The organism is Marinobacterium sp. BA1 (assembly GCF_041155135.1).
Lineage (GTDB): Bacteria > Pseudomonadota > Gammaproteobacteria > Pseudomonadales > Balneatricaceae > Marinobacterium > Marinobacterium iners.
In genome coordinates this window covers 362,865-385,136 of the sequence record NZ_BAAFHC010000001.1, presented here as the reverse complement: position 1 = coordinate 385,136, position 22,272 = coordinate 362,865, and the positions used below count along the sequence as shown (strand labels likewise).

General features: G+C 51.1%; 20 protein-coding genes. 5 read left to right on the top strand and 15 right to left on the bottom strand.

The window, feature by feature from the left end:
- Positions 1 to 66 precede the first annotated feature (66 nt).
- From ACAM29_RS01835 to ACAM29_RS01820, 4 genes are all read right to left on the bottom strand, one after another.
- Positions 67 to 918 (bottom strand): M48 family metallopeptidase, encoded by an 852-nt coding sequence (locus tag ACAM29_RS01835; protein WP_369623008.1) that lies wholly within the window; start codon positions 916 to 918, stop codon positions 67 to 69.
- A gap of 49 nt (positions 919 to 967) precedes the next feature.
- Positions 968 to 1,897, bottom strand: a complete 930-nt coding sequence (locus ACAM29_RS01830) for an electron transfer flavoprotein subunit alpha/FixB family protein (RefSeq protein ID WP_369623007.1) — start codon at positions 1,895 to 1,897, stop codon at positions 968 to 970.
- A complete protein-coding gene (locus tag ACAM29_RS01825) occupies positions 1,894 to 2,646 on the bottom strand; it encodes an electron transfer flavoprotein subunit beta/FixA family protein (protein ID WP_369623006.1) in 753 nt (250 codons plus the stop codon). Before ACAM29_RS01825 ends, ACAM29_RS01830 begins: the two co-directional genes overlap by 4 nt.
- Before the next feature lie 64 nt (positions 2,647 to 2,710).
- Positions 2,711 to 4,360, bottom strand: coding sequence for an AMP-binding protein (locus tag ACAM29_RS01820; protein WP_369623005.1), 1,650 nt, complete (start codon positions 4,358 to 4,360; stop codon positions 2,711 to 2,713).
- A gap of 241 nt (positions 4,361 to 4,601) precedes the next feature.
- Between ACAM29_RS01820 and ACAM29_RS01815 the strand changes: the two genes are divergently transcribed.
- Entirely contained in the window at positions 4,602 to 5,606 is a 1,005-nt protein-coding gene (locus tag ACAM29_RS01815; RefSeq protein WP_091826733.1) for an AraC family transcriptional regulator, read from the top strand.
- Between the two features lie 167 nt (positions 5,607 to 5,773).
- Complete coding sequence (locus tag ACAM29_RS01810) at positions 5,774 to 7,864, top strand: methyl-accepting chemotaxis protein (RefSeq protein WP_369623004.1); 2,091 nt, start codon at positions 5,774 to 5,776, stop codon at positions 7,862 to 7,864.
- 188 nt (positions 7,865 to 8,052) lie between these two features.
- On the opposite strand, the gene ACAM29_RS01805 is transcribed toward ACAM29_RS01810, so the two are convergent.
- From ACAM29_RS01805 to ACAM29_RS01785, 5 genes are all read right to left on the bottom strand, one after another.
- Positions 8,053 to 8,769, bottom strand: a complete 717-nt coding sequence (locus ACAM29_RS01805; RefSeq protein WP_206835051.1) for a YebC/PmpR family DNA-binding transcriptional regulator — start codon at positions 8,767 to 8,769, stop codon at positions 8,053 to 8,055.
- 352 nt (positions 8,770 to 9,121) lie between these two features.
- The gene (gene glyA, locus ACAM29_RS01800) at positions 9,122 to 10,387 is read right to left on the bottom strand and encodes a serine hydroxymethyltransferase (protein WP_369623003.1); all 1,266 of its coding nucleotides are present in this window, start codon (positions 10,385 to 10,387) and stop codon (positions 9,122 to 9,124) included.
- Between the two features lie 70 nt (positions 10,388 to 10,457).
- Complete coding sequence (locus ACAM29_RS01795; RefSeq protein ID WP_091826742.1) at positions 10,458 to 11,258, bottom strand: YggS family pyridoxal phosphate-dependent enzyme; 801 nt, start codon at positions 11,256 to 11,258, stop codon at positions 10,458 to 10,460.
- Positions 11,255 to 12,490 carry a benzoate/H(+) symporter BenE family transporter gene (locus ACAM29_RS01790; protein WP_369623002.1) on the bottom strand — a complete coding sequence of 412 codons (1,236 nt, stop codon included), beginning with the start codon at positions 12,488 to 12,490 and terminating at the stop codon, positions 11,255 to 11,257. The genes ACAM29_RS01795 and ACAM29_RS01790 overlap by 4 nt, the downstream gene beginning before the upstream one ends.
- Before the next feature lie 242 nt (positions 12,491 to 12,732).
- Positions 12,733 to 14,349: a PLP-dependent aminotransferase family protein gene (locus tag ACAM29_RS01785; RefSeq protein WP_369623001.1), complete on the bottom strand. Its 1,617-nt coding sequence runs from the start codon at positions 14,347 to 14,349 to the stop codon at positions 12,733 to 12,735.
- A gap of 160 nt (positions 14,350 to 14,509) precedes the next feature.
- On the opposite strand from ACAM29_RS01785, the gene ACAM29_RS01780 reads away from it, so the two are divergent.
- Positions 14,510 to 15,697: an aspartate aminotransferase family protein gene (locus ACAM29_RS01780; protein WP_369623000.1), complete on the top strand. Its 1,188-nt coding sequence runs from the start codon at positions 14,510 to 14,512 to the stop codon at positions 15,695 to 15,697.
- 88 nt (positions 15,698 to 15,785) lie between these two features.
- On the opposite strand, the gene ACAM29_RS01775 is transcribed toward ACAM29_RS01780, so the two are convergent.
- Both ACAM29_RS01775 and ACAM29_RS01770 read right to left on the bottom strand, forming a co-directional pair.
- Positions 15,786 to 16,238 (bottom strand): carboxymuconolactone decarboxylase family protein, encoded by a 453-nt coding sequence (locus ACAM29_RS01775; RefSeq protein ID WP_354412252.1) that lies wholly within the window; start codon positions 16,236 to 16,238, stop codon positions 15,786 to 15,788.
- Positions 16,239 to 16,422: 184 nt separating this feature from the next.
- Positions 16,423 to 17,322, bottom strand: a complete 900-nt coding sequence (locus ACAM29_RS01770) for a LysR family transcriptional regulator (RefSeq protein ID WP_369622999.1) — start codon at positions 17,320 to 17,322, stop codon at positions 16,423 to 16,425.
- 101 nt (positions 17,323 to 17,423) lie between these two features.
- Here ACAM29_RS01770 and ACAM29_RS01765 point away from each other — a divergent pair, with 101 nt between their 5' ends.
- Positions 17,424 to 18,635, top strand: a complete 1,212-nt coding sequence (locus ACAM29_RS01765; RefSeq protein ID WP_369622998.1) for a YbfB/YjiJ family MFS transporter — start codon at positions 17,424 to 17,426, stop codon at positions 18,633 to 18,635.
- A gap of 206 nt (positions 18,636 to 18,841) precedes the next feature.
- Positions 18,842 to 19,318, top strand: a complete 477-nt coding sequence (locus ACAM29_RS01760; protein ID WP_369622997.1) for a PaaI family thioesterase — start codon at positions 18,842 to 18,844, stop codon at positions 19,316 to 19,318.
- Positions 19,319 to 19,334: 16 nt separating this feature from the next.
- Here the strand turns inward: ACAM29_RS01760 and ACAM29_RS01755 are convergent, their stop codons facing one another.
- From ACAM29_RS01755 to ACAM29_RS01740, 4 genes are all read right to left on the bottom strand, one after another.
- The gene (locus ACAM29_RS01755) at positions 19,335 to 19,913 is read right to left on the bottom strand and encodes a GNAT family N-acetyltransferase (protein ID WP_091828157.1); all 579 of its coding nucleotides are present in this window, start codon (positions 19,911 to 19,913) and stop codon (positions 19,335 to 19,337) included.
- A gap of 113 nt (positions 19,914 to 20,026) precedes the next feature.
- A complete protein-coding gene (locus ACAM29_RS01750) occupies positions 20,027 to 20,317 on the bottom strand; it encodes a hypothetical protein (RefSeq protein WP_369622996.1) in 291 nt (96 codons plus the stop codon).
- A 109-nt stretch (positions 20,318 to 20,426) separates the two neighbouring features.
- Complete coding sequence (locus ACAM29_RS01745; RefSeq protein WP_369622995.1) at positions 20,427 to 21,677, bottom strand: amidase family protein; 1,251 nt, start codon at positions 21,675 to 21,677, stop codon at positions 20,427 to 20,429.
- Positions 21,674 to 22,219, bottom strand: a complete 546-nt coding sequence (locus ACAM29_RS01740) for a DDE-type integrase/transposase/recombinase (RefSeq protein ID WP_369622994.1) — start codon at positions 22,217 to 22,219, stop codon at positions 21,674 to 21,676. Before ACAM29_RS01740 ends, ACAM29_RS01745 begins: the two co-directional genes overlap by 4 nt.
- Positions 22,220 to 22,272: the final 53 nt, after the last annotated feature.

Sequence of the window (22,272 nt, the reverse complement as noted above, 5' to 3'; positions counted from 1 at the left end):
GAACAGACATAAAAAAGGCCGCCTGTCATTCCAGCAGGCGGCCTTTTTTGTACAGTGACCCTGGTGTCAGCGCGGCCTCAGCCGGTCACAGTCAGGCTTGCGGCCAGCTGCCAATGCCTGCTGATACAGCGGCATGTACTTGCTTACCTGACTATCCAGTTGCCGGATACGCGTGCCAGGTGCCGGGTGGGTAGACAACAGCTCCGGTGGTGCAGCGCCCCCCTTCTGCGCCATCTTCTGCCACAGGCTAACCGCTTCACGAGGGTCAAAACCGGCCTGGGCCATCAGCTCCTGCCCCAGCATGTCCGCTTCTGATTCGTGTTTACGGCTATAGGGCAGCAGAATGCCGTACTGAGCCCCAAGCCCCAGCGCCATGACCGCAGCCTGCTGAGTTTTTGAGTCCACCCGATCCGCCAGCGCTATACTGGTTGCCACTATCCCCAATTGGGTCAGCTGTTGCTGACTCATGCGCGCATTACTGTGCTGTGCCAGCACATGAGCCACCTCATGTCCGATCACCGACGCCAGTTGATGCTGGGTATTGGCCACCTGAAGCATGCCGGTGTAAACACCGATTTTGCCGCCTGGCAACGCAAAAGCATTAACGGCCTCATCCTTGAACACCACCAGCTCCCAATCCTGTGGCGCGTAGCCATATTTACGGGGCACCTGCATCACGATCGCATCGGATACACACTCCACATAACGGTTGGTGCGCGCATCGGTCTCGATCGGGATTTTCTCTTTCATCTGCTCAAAAGACTGGGAGCCAAGCTCATTCATCTGTGTAGAGGAGTTGAGCAGCAGGGTTCGCTCACCGGTAGGGGAAACAGCACAGCCGGTCAAGCCGAGGGTTACAGTCAATGCAAGCGATGCCAACCATCCGGGGCGGCACCGCTGTTTCATGAAGCAGAGCATGGGTCCATATCTCCTTGAACGGATCAACTTTCCCGCAAGAATACCCTGATCAGAGCCGGCTCTCCAGTTCAAGCATCGCCTCAAACAGATCACCCACCAGGCCATAGTCGGCCACCTGGAAGATCGGCGCCTCTTCATCCTTGTTGATCGCCACAATGATCTTGGAGTCCTTCATGCCGGCCAGGTGTTGAATGGCGCCGGAGATGCCCACCGCGATGTACAGCTCTGGCGCAACCATCTTGCCGGTCTGCCCTACCTGCATGTCGTTGGGCGCAAAGCCGGCATCGACGGCGGCACGGGACGCACCGACCGCGGCACCCAGCTTGTCCGCGACCTTGTACAGCAGCTCGAAGTTTTCGCCGTTGGCCATGCCACGACCACCTGAGATGACCACCGAGGCAGCCGTCAGTTCGGGACGATCCGACTTGGCCAGCTCTTCGCCAACAAAGCTCACGTCAGCATGCTGATGAACGGCGCCGCAGCTCTCAATGGCTGCACTGCCGCCCGTGGCTTGCGCCGCATCAAACGCGGTGCCGCGCACAGTCATCACCTTTACCGCATCCGCTGACTTCACGGTTGCAATGGCGTTGCCGGCATAGATCGGGCGCTTGAAGGTATCGGACGACTCAACCGCAATGACGTCCGACAGCTGGTTCACGCCCAGCAGTGCTGCCACGCGGGGCGCTATGTTTTTACCGGTCGTCGTGCCCGGCGCCAGAATATGGCTGTAACCATCTGCGATCTCAGCCATCAATTTACTGACGTTTTCAGCCAACTGGTGGGCATAGGCGGCATTATCCGCAACGATCACCTTACGCACACCGGCAATGGCAGCCGCGGCATCGGCCACAGCCTGACAGTTTTCGCCCGCTACCAGCAGGTCGATATCACCCCCGATCTGCTGAGCGGCTGTTACCAGGCTCAGGGTAACCGGCTTGAGAGACTGGTTGTCGTGTTCGGTCAGGATCAGAATGCTCATGCGACCACCTTTGCTTCGTTACGCAGTTTGTCTATCAGCTCTTCTACCGAGCCAACCTTGATACCGGCCTGACGCTCAGCCGGCGGCTCAACGCTCATCAGCTGTACACCGGCAGCCAGCTGTGCACCCAGCTCTTCAGGGGTTTTCACATCCAGCGGCTTTTTCTTGGCCTTCATGATATTGGGCAGGGATGCATAGCGCGGCTCGTTCAAACGCAGGTCAGTGGTCACAACTGCGGGCAGTTTCAGATTCAGGGTTTGCAGACCGCCATCTATTTCGCGGGTCACCTTCAGGCTGTCGCCTTCAACCACCACTTCGGACGCAAAGGTTGCCTGCGGACGATCCATCAGCGCGGCCAGCATCTGACCGGTCTGGTTGTTGTCAGAGTCGATCGCCTGCTTGCCCAGCAGAATCAGGTCGGCTGATTCTTCTTCCGCCAGCTTCTGCAGAATGCGCGCTACCGACAGGGAGTCCAGCTGATCCGGCGCCTCAACCTGAACGGCACGATCAGCACCCAGTGCAAGTGCGGTACGAAGCTGCTCCTGGCAGGCCTTGCTGCCAATAGAGACGACTACGATTTCATCTGCCTTGCCGGCCTCTTTCAGGCGTACCGCCTCTTCCACCGCGATTTCGCAAAATGGGTTGAGGGACATTTTGACATTCGCCAAGTCTACATCCGAACGGTCGGACTTGACCCGCACCTTGACGTTGTAATCAATCACACGCTTAACAGCGACCAGTATTTTCATATCTCAGTACCTTTATCGATCAGCAGCAAAGGGGAAAAAGGAGGCCCGAAGGCCTCAATGCTCACTAAGAAGCCATTTCCTCAGCTGCCTGCTTACGCAGAAGGAAACGTTGAATCTTGCCGCTTGAAGTTTTGGGCAGATCGTTCACGAATTCGATTTCACGCGGGAAAGCGTGGGTGGAAAGCCGATTGCGCACATGCTGCTTCAGAGTTTCAGCCAGCGCATCATCGGCATCAACATGCGGGTGTGTCACCACATAGGCCTTAACGATGAAACCACGACTGTCGTCAGGCTTGCCCACCACAGCACTCTCGACCACTGCCTCATGCTCCAGCAGCGTGCTTTCCACATCGGCAGGCCCGATGCGATATCCGGCAGAGGCGATGATGTCGTCATCACGTCCGGTGTAGGAATGTGAGCCATCACCGTTGTTGATCACCACGTCACCGGTCAGGTAGTACTTTCCGTGATAGGGGCTTTTTTCACCCCAGGTATACCCCTGGAAGAAATAGAGCGGTGAATTTTCCATATCGATGGCCAGCTCGCCACTTTCACCCGCCGCCACTTCATTGAAGTTGGCATCCAGCGCCACCAGACGGTAGCCCGGCAACTGATAGCCCATGCTGGCATCGCGCAGCTGATGTTCCAGTTCATGGAAGTTGGCAGAGGTCATGCCGGTCTCGGTCTGACCATACTGGTCGCAGACCAGACAGCCGAAGGCGCGCTGTACCCAGCTCACGATTTCAGGGTTCAGGGGCTCACCAGCACTATTGGCCACCCGAAGATCGATCTCGGGATAGTCTTTCAACAGTTTGTCGTTGGCCTTCAGCATGCGGTAGGCCGTAGGCGCGGCTGCCAGGTTGGTGATGCGATGCTTGCGCAGAAACTCGAAGGTGTTTTCGGCGGTAAAGCCGGCTTCATTGAAGTGGGTGGTGCAACCCAGCAACAGCGGCCCCACCACGGCGTAGTACAGTCCATACGCCCAGCCCGGGTCAGCCACGTTCCAGAAATTGTCGGTATCACGCAGACCGATGGCATAGCGCATATAGACATAGAACGCCGACAGCGCCTTGGCCGGAACCGTCACCCCCTTAGACTTGCCGGTGGTACCGGAAGTGAACATCTGCAGGAAGGGATCTTCCGGGCCGATTTTTACCGGTTCAAACTGATCCGACTGTTGATCCAGTGTCGACTGGAACAGGAAGTCCGCCTCCCCTTCCAGCGGATGACCGGTTTCAGCCACCAGCATGGTGGTGGGCAGCCCCTTTACATCCGCCAGCTTCGACCACTGGTCAGGATTGGTAATGATCAGTTTGGTATCGGCTTTCTGTACCCGGTACTCAATGGCACCCGAGCCAAAGGCGGTAAACATGGGCTGATAAACGGCACCGGCGCGCAGTGCACCCAGAACAGCAACCATCAACTCGGGGGTACGGGTCAGCAGGGCCGAGATGCGATCACCCTTGCCAATCCCCTGAGACTTCAGGAAGTTGGCAAACTGAGCAGAACGCTGCATCAGTTCGCGGAAGGTCATTTCACCGCCGCTGCCATCCGCAAGCTCATAGCGCAGTGCAACCTTTTCAGGGTCGTCGGCCCAACGGTCACAGATCTCCTCGCAGACATTGATCCCCGCGTTAAAATCGCCCACGAAGTTCTGTATGATCGATTCCGGCGTGAAATCCTTGATGAAATCGTTGTAGCTGATCTTGTCCATACTGAAACCTGCTTATTGTTCTAATGAGGTTCACCATTACCCGGACAGACCACACTGGCCAAACCGGGCATGAATAAGGGAAAATACCTATTCCTTCTGTATGAACGCAGAGTAATGCAATCGCCCGTGGCAACAGAATGACAACTTTCGACAGATAAATTGACATTTTTTGCACCACTGATTCGTCATCAAAAACAAGCGGTTGATATCAATCAGCCCGCACAGAGCCCAGCCCTGACCTATGAAGAACCTGACTTTTTCGTCCCACTATGCTCGCGCCATGCTGCAGGGCTATCGCGCTCAGGGGCGTGATGTGGAGCGCTTGCTGGCCAGCTGTGATATCGATCCAGACCTGATCAACCAAACCAAGGCACGACTGCGCACCGGTCAGTTCATCCAGCTGTTTCGCCGCATCTGGCGCGAGCTGGACGACGAGTTCATGGGGCTTACATCATCCCCCTGTCGGGTTGGGCACTTTCACCTGATGGGATCATTGGTGGTGCACAGCACCAATCTTGAAGACGTAATGCGGCAAAGCATTCGCTGTTACCGGCTGTTCTCGGATGATATCGAGATCAGCCTGAGGCTGGAGGGCGACGAGGTCGAGCTGAGCCTGACCCATCATCACCCTGAGCTGGACCCGAATAATTTTCTGGTGGAGTGGCTGCTGATGGTCTGGCATCGCCTGATCGGATGGCTGATTGGGCGCAAGATCGTACTCAGCCATGCCAGCTTTACCCACCCGCTTCCCTCTCACTTCGATGAGTATCGCTTCATCTACCCCTGCAAATGCCTGTTCGAGCAACCCCGCAGCAGTATTTTCTTCAGCAAAAACTACCTCAGCATGCCGGTAACGCGCACCACACGGGAGCTGGACGAGTTCATTCTCAGTTCACCGCGCGACCTGCTGATCTGGACCGACGAAGACGATAGCCTGAGCACCCGGGTACGCGGCCTGCTGGAAGGGTTTGAGGAAGGTGGCCTGCCCAATCTGGACTGGGTCTCGGAGCAGCTGCACACCACCTCTTATACGCTATCACGCAAATTGAAGGCTGAAGGTACCTCCTACCAGAAGATCAAGGACAACCTGCGCCGAGACCAGGCGATCATGATGCTGACCCGGCAAAATTTGAGCATCGGGGATATTTCAAGCCAACTGGGGTTTGCAGAACCCGGTGCATTCTCGCGAGCTTTCAAGCACTGGACCGGTGTCAGCCCACTGGCCTATCGTAAGCAGGAAGCCTGAATGAATATGTATACAAACTTAACTCGACATGACAGATCGAGTTCTTTATAAAGCTAGATAGTTACCTGAAAAACGGAACTTTCAGCCGAAGATCTCCGTGTTTGGACGAACGGGCGGGCAATAGCCCGATGTGATCACATACTCTGCCCTTTTAAGGAACGGACTTTATGACCAACCTGTCCATCCGCTTCAAGCTACTGATAGGCTCGGCGCTCGCTATTCTTGCCTCACTGGGAATTGTGATTTATTTGGCGCTTTCCGCTTACCAAACATCCATCCACAAAGCTGTCAAAGACACGACAGATATAATTACTGACAACGTACACAACCAGCTTCACTTGACCGCAGATCAAATTACAGTCGATATTCGACAGCGATTGGAGCGTGGTTTCGACTCGGCTACAGCACTCGCGACGTTCATGGAGGCAACCGCCTGGAGCGATCAATTAATCTCTCGTCATGCCGTCAAACAACTGGTCCGAGCGCACCTCCTGGCCAATGAAGAAGTCAGTTCGATGTATACCATGTTTGAGAGTAACGGCTACGACAACTTTGACAACCTGTACAAGGGTGATCTTGAACACAGTACTAAACAAGGCAACCTTGAAGTTTACTGGGTTAGAGAAGGAAACACCGTCAACTTTTACCCGACCGAAGACTCAGATCGCAAGCTGGATGAAACCCTAAATGCTGCCGGTATACGTGAGGCCGAGTGGTACCTTTGCCCTCTCGAAACCAAGCAAGCCTGCATGGTCGAACCTTACCTGTATGAAATTTCCAAGGGTAATTCCGTTCTGATGACATCCCTTACCGTCCCCATTATTCATGACAACAAATTTATTGGTGTGGCCGGTACAGACATTAACCTTCCAGTACTTCAGGAGCTGACCGAGCGTTTGGCCAGTGACCTGTATAACGGAAGGGCCAGCATCACGCTTCTGAGCCAGAAAGGACGTGTCATTGCATCCAGTCAGTTTAAAGGCGCGGCCGGAAAGCCCATACAGTCCGTGGCCCCAGCTTTCCTTGACCGGATTAATAACAATAGTGAAGACAGTGATGTGATTATGGTGAACGAAACACTGTCAGTTGCCGGCACCCAGTGGCGCTTGGTTGTTGAAGTTCCCAAAGCCGTCGCGCTGGAGCAGCTAAACAAGTTGCAGGCCGACATGGAAGATAACCGCAGCAGCACCATCTGGGATTTGCTGATCACCGCAGGCGTCATTCTGCTGATCACCCTGGCGGTGGTGAATCTGTTCATATCCGGCATTACTAAACCGCTGGCACAACTCGGCGAGCGCATGCAGGCACTGGGAGGCACTGAAGGCGACCTGACACAGGAGCTGGAGCATTTCCGTCATGCTGAACTGAACGCCGTTTCGGATGGTTTCAACAGCTTTACCCGCAAGATCCGCACCGTCATTCATGAGTTGATCAGCCTGTCGGCACAGTTGCAGCAGAATGCCAAGGCCCTGGCAGACAATGCACAACAAACCCGAGAATCAACTGAAGAACAGCAGAAACAGCTGCAAAGCGTGGCTGCAGCCGCCAACGAGATGGCCGCCACCGCCACCCAAGTGGCCAACCTGGCCGGTCAAACAGCCCAGGACGCCGGCAGCTCCGAGCATGAAGTCAGCGCCACCCGCAATACCCTCAAGTCGACCGTTGACGAAATCGGCAACATGTCCGGTGCACTGGATGACGCTTCAGAGAGTATTGGTCAGGTTGCCAGCCGCAGTGACGAAATCTATAAGATCATCGAAACCATACGGAATATCGCCGAACAGACCAACCTGCTGGCCCTGAACGCCGCAATAGAAGCCGCGCGCGCAGGTGATCAGGGACGTGGCTTCGCGGTGGTTGCTGATGAAGTCCGAAACCTTGCCAGCCGCACGCAGGACGCTACCGGCGATATCGACACACTCATTTCAGCCCTGAAACGCGATGTGGATGACAGTGTCGGTCGCATGCAGCACTGCCGTGGCATGGCCGCTCAGACCGTAGAGCAGAGTCACTCCAGCTATCAGCGACTGGAAGGTGTCTCTTCACGCATCACGGCCATTTCTGAAAACACCACTCAGGTCGCGACTGCTGCCGAAGAACAGAGCATGGTGAACGAAGAGATCAACCGCAACATCACCAGCATCGGCGATTCGGCCGACGTACTGGCGCAGGCTGCTGCACAGGTCACAGCACTGGGTAAAGAGGTATCCACCAGTGCCGCTCGCCTTGACCAGCAGCTGGGCCGTTTCAAAGTCTAAGTTACGCGCCGGCCCGACACCGGCAAATGCCTTGGCGCTCAACATGATCATTCATGGCAAGCGCCAAGGCAGCTCTGCATATGGCGACAACCCCTTTTTACGTCAGGCCCTCCTGCTCGGCCTGATCGTTCAGTAGGCTTGCCTCTTTCTATTCACTACGAAGCGGTTTTTAGCGCGGAGCAGTCCTTTCAGAACTCGACGTTATGGTACACCTGCTGTACATCGTCCAGATCGTTCAGCATCGCCAGAAACTTCTCAAACATCGCCACATCGTCACCACTGAGGCTGGTATAGCTTTGCGGGATGAACTGAATCTCATCAACGTCGAAATCAAGATCGCCAAAGCGCTCGATCAGCGCGGTCTTGGCCTTGAAATATTCAGTGTTGGGCGCGAAGACGGTAATTTTGCCGTCTTCAAGCTCGATATCGGTAACGTCAACATCCCCTTCCATCAGGGCTTCAAGCACCGCTTCTTCATCATCGCCAGCAAAGACGAAGATGGCACAGTGATCGAACATATGGCTGACACTGCCCTGAGTACCGATCTTGCTTTTGGTCTTGGTAAACGCCTGACGCACGTCGCCGAAGGTGCGGTTGGGATTATCAGTCAGGCATTCGATGATGGCCATGCTGCCACCGGGGCCGTAACCTTCGTAACGCGCCGGGGAGTAGTCTTCGCCGCCAGCCCCCTTGGCTTTGTCGAGCGCCTTTTCGATCACGTGCCCTGGAACCTGCTCCTTTTTCGCGCGATCGATCAAGCCACGCAGCGCCAGATTACCATCGGGGTCGACCCCACCCGATTTGGCCGTGACATAAATTTCGCGCCCGTAACGGCTGTAGAGCTTGGCCTTCATGTCTGATGTTTTGGCCATCGACTCTTTGCGGTTCTGATACGCTCTGCCCATGGGTGGTTACTCCGATAGTGATCGTTAAAGCTGGCGATTTTACTGCGATCTGTGCAGCATGAATAGCAAGCCTCGAGCGAGCCCTGAAAGAAGAGTTCTCCAAACGCGAAATACTGGTTTAGTTTGCACCTGCCAGAGTTGTCTCTTCCAGATACTTTACCCTGCGCTGTTCCTGCAACAGCACGATCAAGGTAGTGATCCCCATAAACGCGGCTGCCAGCAGACAGCTGTAGGTCGGTATGGCCGTTCCGTGTCACGTTCACCTTTGACTCTCCTTGCCTCTTTCTACGGGGCTAATGACGGGGAATAACCGAGTATAACGGCAACCTCGTATAGCCGAGACACTTTCGCCTCAGGCATAGACCGGGTAACGGCGGCACAGCGACAGCACCTGCTCCCGCACCCTGGCAATGACAGCATCGCGGTCGGCGGATCCCAGCGCATCCAGCACATCACACAGCCAACCGGCCAGCTGTTCACACTCTGCCACACCGAAACCACGGGTGGTTACTGCCGGTGTACCGATGCGAAGTCCCGAGGTAACAAACGGCGAGCGTGGATCATTAGGCACCGAGTTCTTGTTGGTGGTGATCCAGGCTTCACTCAAGGCTGCATCCGCCTCCTTGCCGGTGTAACTGCGGCCGATCAGGTCTATCAACATCATATGGTTATCCGTGCCACCAGACACGACTTTGTATCCACGCGCCTGAATCACAGTGGCCATTGCGCGAGCGTTGATCACAACCTGTTGTTGATAGCTTCTGAACTCGGGCGCCAACGCTTCCTTGAACGCCACCGCCTTGGCGGCTATCTGGTGCATCAGTGGGCCGCCCTGCACACCCGGAAATATCGCCGAGTCCAGTCGTTTGTAGAACTCCTCATCCTGCCCCTTGGACAAAATCAGCCCGCCACGCGGTCCCCTTAGCGTCTTGTGGGTGGTGCTGGTGACCACATGGGCATGGGGCAAGGGGTCCGGGTATTCACCGGCCGCCACCAGACCGGCCACGTGCGCCATATCAACCCAGAACAAGGCTCCCACCTTGTCGGCAATGGCGCGCATCCGACCCCAGTCCTTACGACGCGAATAGGCTGAAAAACCACCGATCAACAGCTTGGGACGAGTCTCCAGCGCGATGCGCTCCATCTCGTCGTAATCGATCAGGCCGGTTTCGGGGTCCAGGCCATAGGGCACGATATTGTAATGCCGCCCTGAAAAATTTGATGGGTTACCGTGGGTCAAGTGACCACCCTGTGCCAGGTTCATACCCATCACGGTATCGCCCGGCTGCACCAGCGCCAGAAAGACCGCCGCATTGGCCTGAGCCCCCGCGTGTGGCTGCACGTTGGCATAGTCACAGTTGAACAGCGCCTTGGCACGGTCGATGGCCAGCTGCTCAGCCTGATCGACGTACTCGCAACCGCTGTAGTAGCGACGTCCCGGGTAGCCTTCGGCATATTTGTTGGTAAACACCGTATTCTGCACCGCCATCACCAGCGGGCTCGCATAGTTCTCGGAGGCGATCAGCTCGACATGGTCTTCCTGACGCTGGATTTCGCCTTGCAAAGCCTCAGCCAACGATGCATCAAAGGTGTCCAGGGTGATCGAAGAATCGTACATAGTGCGGTAATTCCTTAACGATAAGTGGGTAAAAATAAGAATGGGTAAACGTGCCGTTGCAGCCAGCCAACTATGCCGAAGGCCAGTAATGACTGTCCGGAATAGCGCGAGCACCGAAAATGGCCTGGCCAACACGAACGACGGTAGCGCCTTCCTCTATGGCGATTTCAAAGTCACCTGACATTCCCATCGACAAGTCATCCAATGTGACGCCTGCGGGTATCTCCTGACGCAAACGGTCTCTAAGTTCGCGCAAAGATGCGAAGCAGGTGCGGACCCGAGGCGCATCGGACGAAAACAGAGCGAGTGTCATCAACCCGCGGACGCGTAGAGCGGAAAAATGAGGCATCTGCCGCATGAAAGTCGCCACCTCGTCCGGGGCAAGACCGTACTTGCTGCTCTCACCTGAGGTATTGACCTGTACGAAGACATCCAACTCCCTCCCCTCTGCCTGAAGACGCCGGTCCAGCGCCTCCGCCAGTTTCAGGCTGTCCAGTGCCTGAAATTCGCTGGCGAAACGTGCGACCAGTTTGGCCTTGTTGGTTTGCAGATGGCCTATCACCGACCATCGCAACTCAGACAGGTCAGACAGGTTGCCCCATTTCCGATAGGCCTCCTGCACCTTGTTTTCACCCAGCTGGCGACACCCTGCTTCATATGCCAGTCGCAGCTGGGGCTCGGAAAAGGTTTTGCTGACCGGCAGCAAACGCACATCCTGAGGATCTCGCTCCACCCTGAGGCAGGCATCAGCGATCCGCTGCCGTACCTGCATCAGGTTGCGACGAAAGTCAGCGACATTGCCTGCTTGGGGATAGCGACCGTGCTGTTCGTGCCAAGTAGAAGTGGCAGAAGACTTAGACTGCGTGTTCATTGAGAGGCCTCTCCCGAGCATGCCACGAGCTCAACGGTCTGGCGGCGAGGCAAGCGACCATTGAGCACAAGGTAGGATCCCAGGCCGATCACTAATCCCCAAAAGGCACCGCCAATCCCCAACAGCGTGATATTCGCGGCAGATGCCAGGAAAGTGATCAGAGCCGCTTCCCGAGATTTGGGATCATCCATGGCACTGGCGAGGCTGCCGCCAATCGTGCCCAGCAGAGCCAAACCCGCCAAAGTGCTGATGAAGGCCTGCGGGAACGCCATGAAGACGGCGGCAAGAGTCACGCCAAAGACACCCACCAGGATATAAAAAACACCTGCGGCGATCCCTGCGACCCAGCGCTTGGAAGGGTCATCGTGCGCTTCCTTGCCAGTACAGATTGCAGCCGTGATAGCAGCCACGTTGAAGGCATGCGATCCAAAGGGAGCCATAAGCAGGGAGCCCAGGCCCGTAATGGTCAGGATCGGGTTGGCGCTGGTTTTGAAGCCGTCATTACGCAACACCAGCATGCCGGGCATATACTGTCCGGTCAGCGTAATCAGGAACAAAGGCAAGGCAACACTCAACAGGGCGTTGAATGAGAACGACGGCATGGTGAAAACCGGCGCTGCGAGTTTCAGTTCCAGTGCCGACAGATCAACACGCTCTTGAACCAAAAGCAGAACAACACCCAAGAGCAGAATACCCACCACGGCATAGCGCGCCGTGAAACGCTTGAGTACTACATACGCCAGGATCAGCATACCGGCCAACAGCGGATCAACGCTCATGCCACCAAAGGCACCGATACCAAACTGCAGCAGAATACCGGCCAACAACCCGGCAGCAATGCCGGATGGAATCAGACGAATGACCTTTTCGAAATAACCCGACAGACCAAGTAAAACAAAGGCTATCGCCGATACCAGATACGCACCAATGGCTTCTTCGTAAGGCGTTGTGGCCAGAGCCGCAACAAGGAAAGCGGCGGCAGGTGTCGACCAGGCTGTGATGATAGGCTCGCGAGAAATCCAGCTGAGTATGATCCCGGTTACACCAACTCCGATCGAAATGGACCAGCCCCATGAAGTCGTCAATTCAGGACTCAGACCTGCGACCTGCGCAGCCTGGAACACCAGGATGAAGGTTCCGCCATAATTCACGATAACCGAAATCAGGCCCGCCACGAGCGGATGAACAAAATCATTCAGCCTGGAAGATGAAGTTGAACTTGGACACGACATGATTGCGCGAGCCTCTTCTGACGATTTGAATCAAAAATTGAGGCAATCATTTATATCGTGAAAATGGATTGTGAAAGACATCCATTTTTATAGAATCCACCAGACCATTTACACTTTCAGCGCAAAAAGTCCTGTGAAATATTTTTCGACTTAATCAATCGCGACACCTGTCAATGATGCGGCTACAAACGAAAGAGGCATCATTTTTCTGTCTTGACAGATTGCACAATGTGAAATTTATATTATTTTTTCCTAAGAACATTAGACAAAGCTATAACTGATTTCTCTATCTCATAATCCGATAACGAAGAATAACCAAGAACCCAACCTTCTCTCTTTTTTTCATTCGTATATAATTGACTAAGGCCCAATATATTAATTCCATGGCGCCTGGCTTTGGTTATTGTTTCTTCTTCTGACCAACCTTCTTTCAAAAAGCATGGTATCTGTAGCCCGCCTTCTGGACGTATTACATCAACAATATCACTCATATACTTTTCCAATGACTGGACCATGACTTCCCGTCGCCCTGCATATAGTTTACGCATCGCACGTATATGTGTATTGTAATGACCATCCGCCATGAAATGGGCCAATGTTAACTGAGGTATTTGCGGTGTGTATCCATCTATTATATTTCTGGCATTAACAAAAATATTAACCAGTTCAGAAGGCAAAACCATATACCCTAACCGCAGCCCCGGGAATAATGTTTTACTAAAAGTCCCCAAATAGATTGTTCTATTATAGCTATCCAAACCCTGCACGCAGGCTGTCGGCAATCCTTCATAGTGGAATTCACTATCATAATCATCTTCGACTATCCATTTCCCATTACTGGCAGCCCACTCTATCAGCTCAAGCCTGCGCTCCAATGACAGAGTCACACCTGTTGGGTATTGATGTGAAGGAGTTACGTAAACAAAACTCGCATCAGTGTTTTCACTGTTGAGAAAAGCCGTTTTTAAACCATGTTCATCCACTTCAACCGGAATCAAAGGTGCACCATTTGCTTCGAAAACCTTCTTCGCACCATAATAACTTGGGTCTTCAATTAAGATAGGTTTGTTATGATCTGAAAATAACTGTGCGCATAAAAAAAGGGACTGTCTTGTACTACTCAATATGAGAATCTGGTTAGGAGCAACATTGGCACCACGTTCCAAGTTCAAGTACGTAGCTATGGCTTTTCTCAAGGGCTCGGCACCTTGAGGGTCACCATGAAGCATAGCTTTTTCTCCATACTCTCTGGTGACTTGGCGCTGAATTTTTTCCCAAATTGCCATTGGGAAAGTGCGGGTTTCCGGCAACCCTGTTATAAAGGCTTTCACTGAGTTTGTGTCCGCTACAGAACCTGTTTTTCTGTAACCCTCACCTCGATGGCTCAAACCGAGGTCAATGCTTGAGTCGTTTTTTCCGCCTTTTGCAGATCCTCTTCGTTTGCTTTTCCCTCTTACGGCTCTCCCCAAACTTTCTGTTACGTAGCTCCCAGAACCTACTCTCCGCTCGATGTATCCGTCACGATGTAACTGAACATAGGCATTTTCGACTGTATCTCTCGCTATTCCGAGTGACTGAGACAACTTCCGGGTAGCGGGTAACCTCATCCCCGGTTCTAGCGTTCCTTCAAGGATAAGGGTACAAAGTGATCGTTGGATTCGTTGGTGCAAGTCCAATGGTTTCAACTCAGAGCTGTTAATCAAAATTCTGAGGGTTTCAAGCTCGAATGTTTTTCCCATTTGGTCTTCTCTGAACTCTACAATTGGTATGACTGCATCATCAATACTAACTTTATACTTATCGCCTGTCACTATGCGTACGTATCTAAAAACGGAAATCACCTTAAAATCAAAAGACATATCATGTGAATTTATTAAATTTAATAAGATTTATTGACTCGGTTTAATCTATTTTTCAATTAACATATAAGAAAGACAGGCATCACCCTATTTAAAAAGGCATTGTTTTTAATTACGACCATATTTTATATGAACATCCCAAAAGAATATCAGGTAATTTATGAACGTTAAAAACTCATATCTCATGGATGCTTACTCACGCCAGGAAATATCCTTCACTTCTGGCTCAGGCATTCGACTGTGGGACAATAACGGTGTCGAATATATAGACGCCATTTCGGGTGTCGCTGTAACCAGCCTGGGCCATTCTCACCCCGAAATCGCCTCAGCTATTGCTGAGCAGGCCTCTCAGTTGATGCATACTTCCAATCTATTCAAAATAGACTGGCAAGAGAGGTTAGGTGAAAAGCTTTGCTCAATATCAGGAATGGAACGCGCCTTCTTTTGCAATTCGGGTGCCGAAGCGAATGAAGCTGCCTTGAAGTTGGCCCGCCTGCACGCCAACGCTAACAATGTTTTTGACCCCGTTGTCGTTGTAATGGAAGGCAGTTTCCATGGCCGTACACTGGCAACACTATCGGCAACAGGCAATCCTGCTGTGCATTCTGGGTTCTCTCCACTGGTCCCCGGTTTCATGCATATACCATTCAATGACATTGAATCCATACATCGACTGGCTGATCAAGTCCCCAATATAGTTGCTGTACTCGTTGAACCGGTACAGGGAGAAGGAGGAGTTAAAGCTGCATCCCAGGAATTCATGCAGACTATCCAGCACCTGTGTCATGATAAGAACTGGCTTTTCATGGTTGATGAAGTTCAAACGGGCATGGGTCGTACCGGTGCCTGGTTTGGCCATCAAAATGTGGATGTCGAACCTGATGTTATCACGCTCGCAAAAGCCCTCGGCAATGGCTTTCCAATCGGCGCATGCCTTGCGCGTGGTAATGCCGCAAAGTTGATATCACCCGGTAAACATGCCTCTACTTTTGGTGGAAACCCCCTCGCATGCCGTGTTGGATGTAGCGTCGTTGATATTATGGAGCGCGATAAGGTTCCTGATAATGCATTAATCCAAGGCAAGCGATTGCTTCAAGGCTTGAAGGCTGAACTGGGGCATCACCCTGAGGTTATTGCCATTCGGGGAGAGGGGCTGATGATAGGAATAGAGCTTTCCTATCCTTGTGAGAGCCTGGTGCAACGGGCTCTCACTGAACACAAGATTCTGATAAATGTTACGCGTAAAAATATTATCAGACTATTGCCACCTCTTATTTGTAACGAAAACGAGACCGATGAAATCGTAGCGCGTGTTTCTGACCTTGTTCGAACAACAAATCGTCATTAAGCGTTCTCAAACAGTGCTACATCATCGCCGCTGACGGTGGTGTAGCATGCGGGATGAACTGGATCTAAGCAACGCTTGTCAGCCGCACCTACGCCTTGACAGGGTAACGGCTGGAAATAGCAATACGATTCCATGTATTGATGATAACGGCAAGCCACTCAATGGCCGACACTTCCTCTTTGGAAAGGCTGGCTGTGGCCTGTTCGTAGATAGCGTCAGGCAATTGGCCGTCAGAGATCAGTGTAATTGCCTCAACAAGCTCTAACGCAGCACGCTCTTTTGAGCTGAAGTATTCGGTCTCTTTCCATGCGGAAAGGACTCCTACCCGATCAGCAGATTCCCCGCTAGCAAGTGCATCCCGCGCATGTAATCTGATGCAGAAAGCACATTGATTTATCTGGGATGCGCGCAGGCGTAAGAGATGCGAAAAGCCTATGGCGACCCCCGCATTGGTTAAAGCATCGGAGGCAAGCCGGTCAAGCTCAATGACTGTTTGGTACAGCTCAGGTGCTGACTTACCAAGATTTACTCTTTCGGCCATGTGACCTCCTTGATTTTGCCCAGCAGCAGTGGACACACCGTTAAGGTAGTAAACTAACCGAGGTGTCCCATGCAAGACAAGCTGTCTCCGATGAAAATGAGCGCTAAAGGCACTTGCTACGACAACGCCTGTGCGGAGCACCTTCTCCCACAGCTTAATTGCTGTTGTAGGATCAGACTATCCCTTAGAGCTCGTCATTCACGATTGCTTCGTGTTTGCTAATCTTCTGCTCAATGGCAGCCGATAACGCTGCAATCATCTGCAAAGACGTACCTTCCTGCCACCTTAAACCGATACTTCGCTCTACCTCTAGCCCTGAAACTTTTATAGAAACGAGGTCAGAAGGAACAAGGCTTTCTGGTGCTAATGTAAACTTTTTGCTTCTCCTGATTAGTTCAAAAGCCAAGCTTTCACTTTCAATTCTTGCTCGAGCATCCAGCTTGACCCCTTCCGCCTTAAGCCTAGCTCTACCCAAGGGATCCAACTCACAATTAGAACGGTGTATGAAGGGATATTCAGTGAGGTCTCGGATAGAAATAACGTTAGCAGTACTTATATAAGGGTGGTCAGGTGCCACCACAGCTACTAATGGCTCCCTCCAGAGTAATTTTTCATTAGGCATCAAACTGCCAACATTACTTAAAATAACGTCGACTCGTTTATGGCTAAACCAACTTTCCAACCTACTAACTGAACCTTCCCATAAATTTAATTTAGTGCCTGCTTCATTACTCTCAAATGATCGAATTGCCTCAACAATTAAATCTTTAGAAATAGTATCAGCCACACCCAGCACCAATTTTTTTTCCTGTACAGGGTTACCTGAAAACTCTGCGTGAGCTGATTCACAGATGCCAAGGATTTCTATTGCCCGGCGATAAAAACCCTGCCCCTTAGGTGTCAAAGTTAGAGGTCGATTAGCTGGTCCACTTCGATCAAATAATGCCCCTCCTAATTCATCTTCCAAAGCTTTAAGACCTGCCGATATTGATGGTTGGGAAATATGAAGCCGTTCAGCCGCTTTGGTGGCGCTACCATAATCAACTACAGAGACCAAAAATCGTAGGTGCTGAGTCTTAATCATAGATAAATCCAATTATATGGAATAAAAATAATCAAATATACCTATATCATAAGTGTTGTTAAATTGTTGTCAACGGCTAAGCCAATCCGAGGATTATCACAATGTTGACAGAACTAACACGAAACCGTGTCTACTTTGCAGGCATCTGTAGCATGCTTGTTGCCGTTGGTGTTGCTCGTTTTTCATACACCCTCCTTCTTCCTATCATGCAAGACGGAACAGGTCTGACTGAGTTTGGTGGTGGCTGGTTGGCATCAACCAACTACATGGGCTACATGTTCGGAATATTTATCGCTTCTACACTGAACAGTCTCAAGACTAAGTACTACCTGCATCAGCTTTACATGGTATTGGCTGTCATAAGCTGTGCAGCAATGGTGACAACAACCAATCTCGTGTATTGGTCTGTCTTACGCTTTATCGCCGGAGTATGTGCTTCAGGAAGCATGATCATTGCCTCAGGTTTGATCCTGAAATGGTTAGTGCTCAACAAGTACCACGCTGAGTTGGGTATACATTTTGCCGGATGTGGTCTTAGCATCATTGCCGTCTCAGTCCTGATAGACGGTATGATTTCTTTCTCAGCGGATTGGAAACAACAGTGGATGGGGCTTTCTGTATTCGCAACAGTTGTCGCTTTGCCCTCAATGCTATGGATGCCAAAGCCTAGTGTTAAACATCAAGCCGGGAGTACTGTAAGTGATACGCCCCCCAGCAAACTATTCAATCGCCTGATGCTGTTAGCATACTTCTGCGCGGGCTATGGTTATGTGGTTACCGCAACCTTTATCGTGGATATTATTGAAGGGGTGGAAAGCCTGCAGGGCCAAGGTAATTTAGCTTTTATTCTAGTTGGCTTGGGGGCGACTCCAGCTGTTATTTTCGCAGACAGGGTTGCACGCCGAATCGGCACTCTCAAGGCACTGCTATGGGCATACGGCTTACAGATCTTTGGAATCCTTTTGCCAGCAATTAATCATTCAGTGTCAGTTGTTATTCTCAGTGCCTTAATATTTGGTGGTACCTTTATGGCCTGCGTAAGCCTAGTACTGACAATGGCTGGAAGATTTTTCCCAAGTAATCCAGCAAAATTCATGGGGAAAATGGCCCTGGCTTATGGCACTGCTCAGATTCTGGCACCTGCCCTGACCGGTTATTTGGCAGATCAATTTGGTAATTATGATCTAGGCTTGTACCTTTCCTCAGGCGTAATGCTTGTTGGGCTGATAGTAATATTATTTTTACTAAAAATTGAGCAGCCCCCCCCAATAAATAACAAAATTCCAGATAAACCTAAATTCGTTTCCTCTTAAGCCAAATCCTGAGGAATTACCCTGTCACAGAATGAGCGTGACGGATATCCAAAATCATATCACACACTTAGATAACACCACCGTCTTATATTTTTCATTTAAAAAATTTGATCATAGATGAAAGAATTAATTAAGAAATAGAGTATATTTTTAATTAATGATTTTTTATTTTATAGGATAGACACCTAGAAACCGGGGGAATGCATATGAAATCAATACTTTCCACTTTAGATTTTTTGCAACAACATATTGAAGGTAGCCTGCCTTCAAACGCAGTAACGGAAATGCAGTATCCAACTGCTATTTCAGAGCTTCTCGGTTTTCGTATTATTGCCATTGCTAAAGGTAAAGCGACTTTAGAAGTATGCACTGATCCAAGTATCCATGGTAATCAGCAGGGCACTGTACATGGAGGTTTTCTGGGCGAACTAGCAGATGCCGCTATCGGCACTGCTCATTCGACGGCCATAGATACTGGGGAGTCATTCACGAGTATAGATCTGCAAATAAAATTTTTTAGGCCAGTGTGGAAATCAAAATTAACTGCAACAGTTTTTCCTGTTAGGGCCGGTCGAACGGTAAGCCATTACCAGTGCGAGATTACTCGCGAGGATGGCCAATTAGTTGCTCTAGCATCCGGCACAATAATGACCCTGCGTGGAGACTTAGCACTTGGCCGCTAGACACCAAAATCATATGCTAGCTGAGCTTTTTAAGTAAGCCTTGCTCAACATTAGGCCACTCCGTATTTATTATCGAATAAACAACCGTATCCCTCACACTACCGTCTTTTAGAATGATATGATTGCGCAATATTCCATCTTGCTTTGCGCCAAGGCGTTCAATGGCTTTTCTAGATACTGTGTTATGAATGTGAGTTCGAAACTCTACTGCAATTGCACCATACTTCTTGAATAGCTGTTTAAGGAGAAGATATTTACACTCTGTATTAATTCGAGTTCCCCTTGCTGTATTAGAGTACCAAGTATAGCCAATCAAAGCCCGTCTATTCAGTTCATCAACATTGTAGTATCGAGTCGTACCAACTATCTGGTTTGTAGCTTTGACTCGCACAGCATAAGCAATATTGCCTTGCGCCATCTGAGCGATTGCATCTTTGACATATTGATGCATTATTTCGGGGCTTGGTACATTCGCGAACCAGAGCTTCCAGTGCTCACCGTCTTTGACGGCTTCAATCAATGATGATACGTGCTCTAAACTTAGAGGCTCGAGAACTACATACTTACCCTCAATTAAGCTATTTTCTATCCACAAAGCTTCAACCTCCTATTACCACTAACACCTTTTTAAGGGGTGAGCAACGCAATGCTAAAGCCGCCGCATACCACCTTAAACACTAAACTTAACACATATTAAAATGCCACATTTTAAAAATCCCTTTTACAAGTATACCGGTTCACATCCAAGAATATTACTGTATCACAAGCTTCAAACCTTATATCAAGTGTGCTCTGATAATTACCATCGATAATCCAGCACTCGCTATCACATATGCCCTTCTGAATTTTTATCCAGTCTTCTTTTGGAGTCTTAACCCAATTTGGTTTCCAATATAGCTGATCAAGGTGATGAACAGGCAAATTCAATTCTTTACCTAATAAAGCCGAGAATGTAGATTTTCCCGAACCGCCGGAACCAATGACTGCAATTTTTTTCATCGTACCTACCTCGTCATCAATCCAGTTAACGGTTGCATTCACCGGCGATGCGCAGCTTTATTGCGCAGTGTCCAGTGGAATGATTGGTTGGGCACATGGGCTCTGTGCGTTACGTAGTTATGGAATATAAGTCCAACCCCATTGGTTGAGAACCCCATAACCGCAAACTGGCATCCAGTAGGAACTCATCTTGATAGTGACCAGCTGTCAGAGAAAGCCCAACAGGAATGCCATTAACCTGAGCCAGTGGAATGGTGACCTCGGGTAACCGGGCAACACCAGCAAACGATGTGACGGCCATAGTACGGTCGTAATAATCGCGTACAGAATTTAGGTTGCTGCCGGTGAGTGTGCCTTTCTTCGGAGCAAGCACAGGGGCCGTCGGGTAACAGTAAACATCGCCTGGCTGAGTAAACGCGGCTACCCGTGAAAAGAGGGCTTCGCATAAGTTCAGGGCGTCGCTCATCGTGCTGCGGTCGAACTGTTCGACGTTACGATATCCTGCCTGGAAGTTCGGCCCTTGTTCGGGCCGATTTTCCTGAATCCAGCCTCCAATGGAGTTGGCAATTTCCGCCGTCTGGAGTATCCGAAGAGCATCCTCGTTGCACGATTTCAGGCTGATGTCCAAGCCGGTGATGTCGCGCAGAGAAATGGAGGTGACGGTGATGTTAGGGAAATTACTCAAATGCGTAATGCACTCGGATAGGGCGCTCTGGATCTCGGGGTCGGCTAGCGCGAAAGCTTCCTTCACCAAATAGATATTTTTCACTGGTGGAAGTGCAACGTCACGGCTGCGAAGAAGCACACGCATCGTTTGGCGCAGAATAGGAAGATTTTGAGCCAATATGCCAACAGTGCTGACACTTGGTGCAAAAGGAAGTACTCCGGCTTCGGAGATGCGGTGCAGACTTGGCCGCATGCCGAACACCCCACAAAGGCTAGCGGGAATCCGGATTGATCCGCCACAGTCGGTACCCAGCGCAAAGTCTACCAACCCACAGGCGACTGCTGACGCCGAGCCACTTGAAGACCCGCCGGGGATCCGATCCGGGGCGCGGGGGTTCACTGGCGTACCGTAGAAATAGCTCTCGCCATCCAGACTATAGGTAAATTCGTCGGCTATTGTTTTGCCCGCGCACCGCGCTCCAGCCATCAACAGTTGTTCCACACAAACCGCATGGTAGGCAGCTCGCGGATGTGCTTCACGCCATGGCTTACTACCATAGGAGGTAAATCGACCACGAACATCAATGTTGTCTTTAACTGCAAAGCACAAACCATCCAATGCACCGGATGCATAGGGGGCTATTTCAAAACGTTCAGCAAAAGCGTTGGAGGTCTGGAAATCGTAAGTTCTCATTGGTGGCCTGCGATATACGCGTGATATTTAACTCCACGATCCGTATGAAAAATCAGACCCGGATCAGGCCGCCGGTTGCGTAATGCCATCTGTAGCGAGGCCTTGGTCAATGATACCGTTTTCTGCTTACCCAAAGACCGGCCTACAATGCGACGGGAGTACAGATCAATGACTGCAGCCAGATACAGCCAGCGTTTTCCAACGCGAATATAGGTCAAATCGGCAGTCCAATGCTGATTGGTTGCTGTCGGTCTAGGCAGGTCATTTTCCTCTTTCAAGTCAGCAACGTGTTTCTCAAGCTTTCGTATACGCTCGTTCTCACTCAAAGCCTTCGGCTTCTTAGACACCATTTTACGTTTATCAGCCACAATCTTGCCTTCCCGGTATTCCTTGCGCCAGCGGAACAACATGAAGGGATGGATATCCAGCGCTTCCGCCACTCCCTTCACGCTCGCCCCACTCAGATGGGTCAGCTTAACCGCTTTGGCCTTGAACTCGTTCGTGTACTGTCGCGTCTTTTTTGGATTCTTGTACGCTGGCATTTCTCACCTAGTCTGAATTAGATCGAGGTGTCCACTGAACCGGGGGAACTACA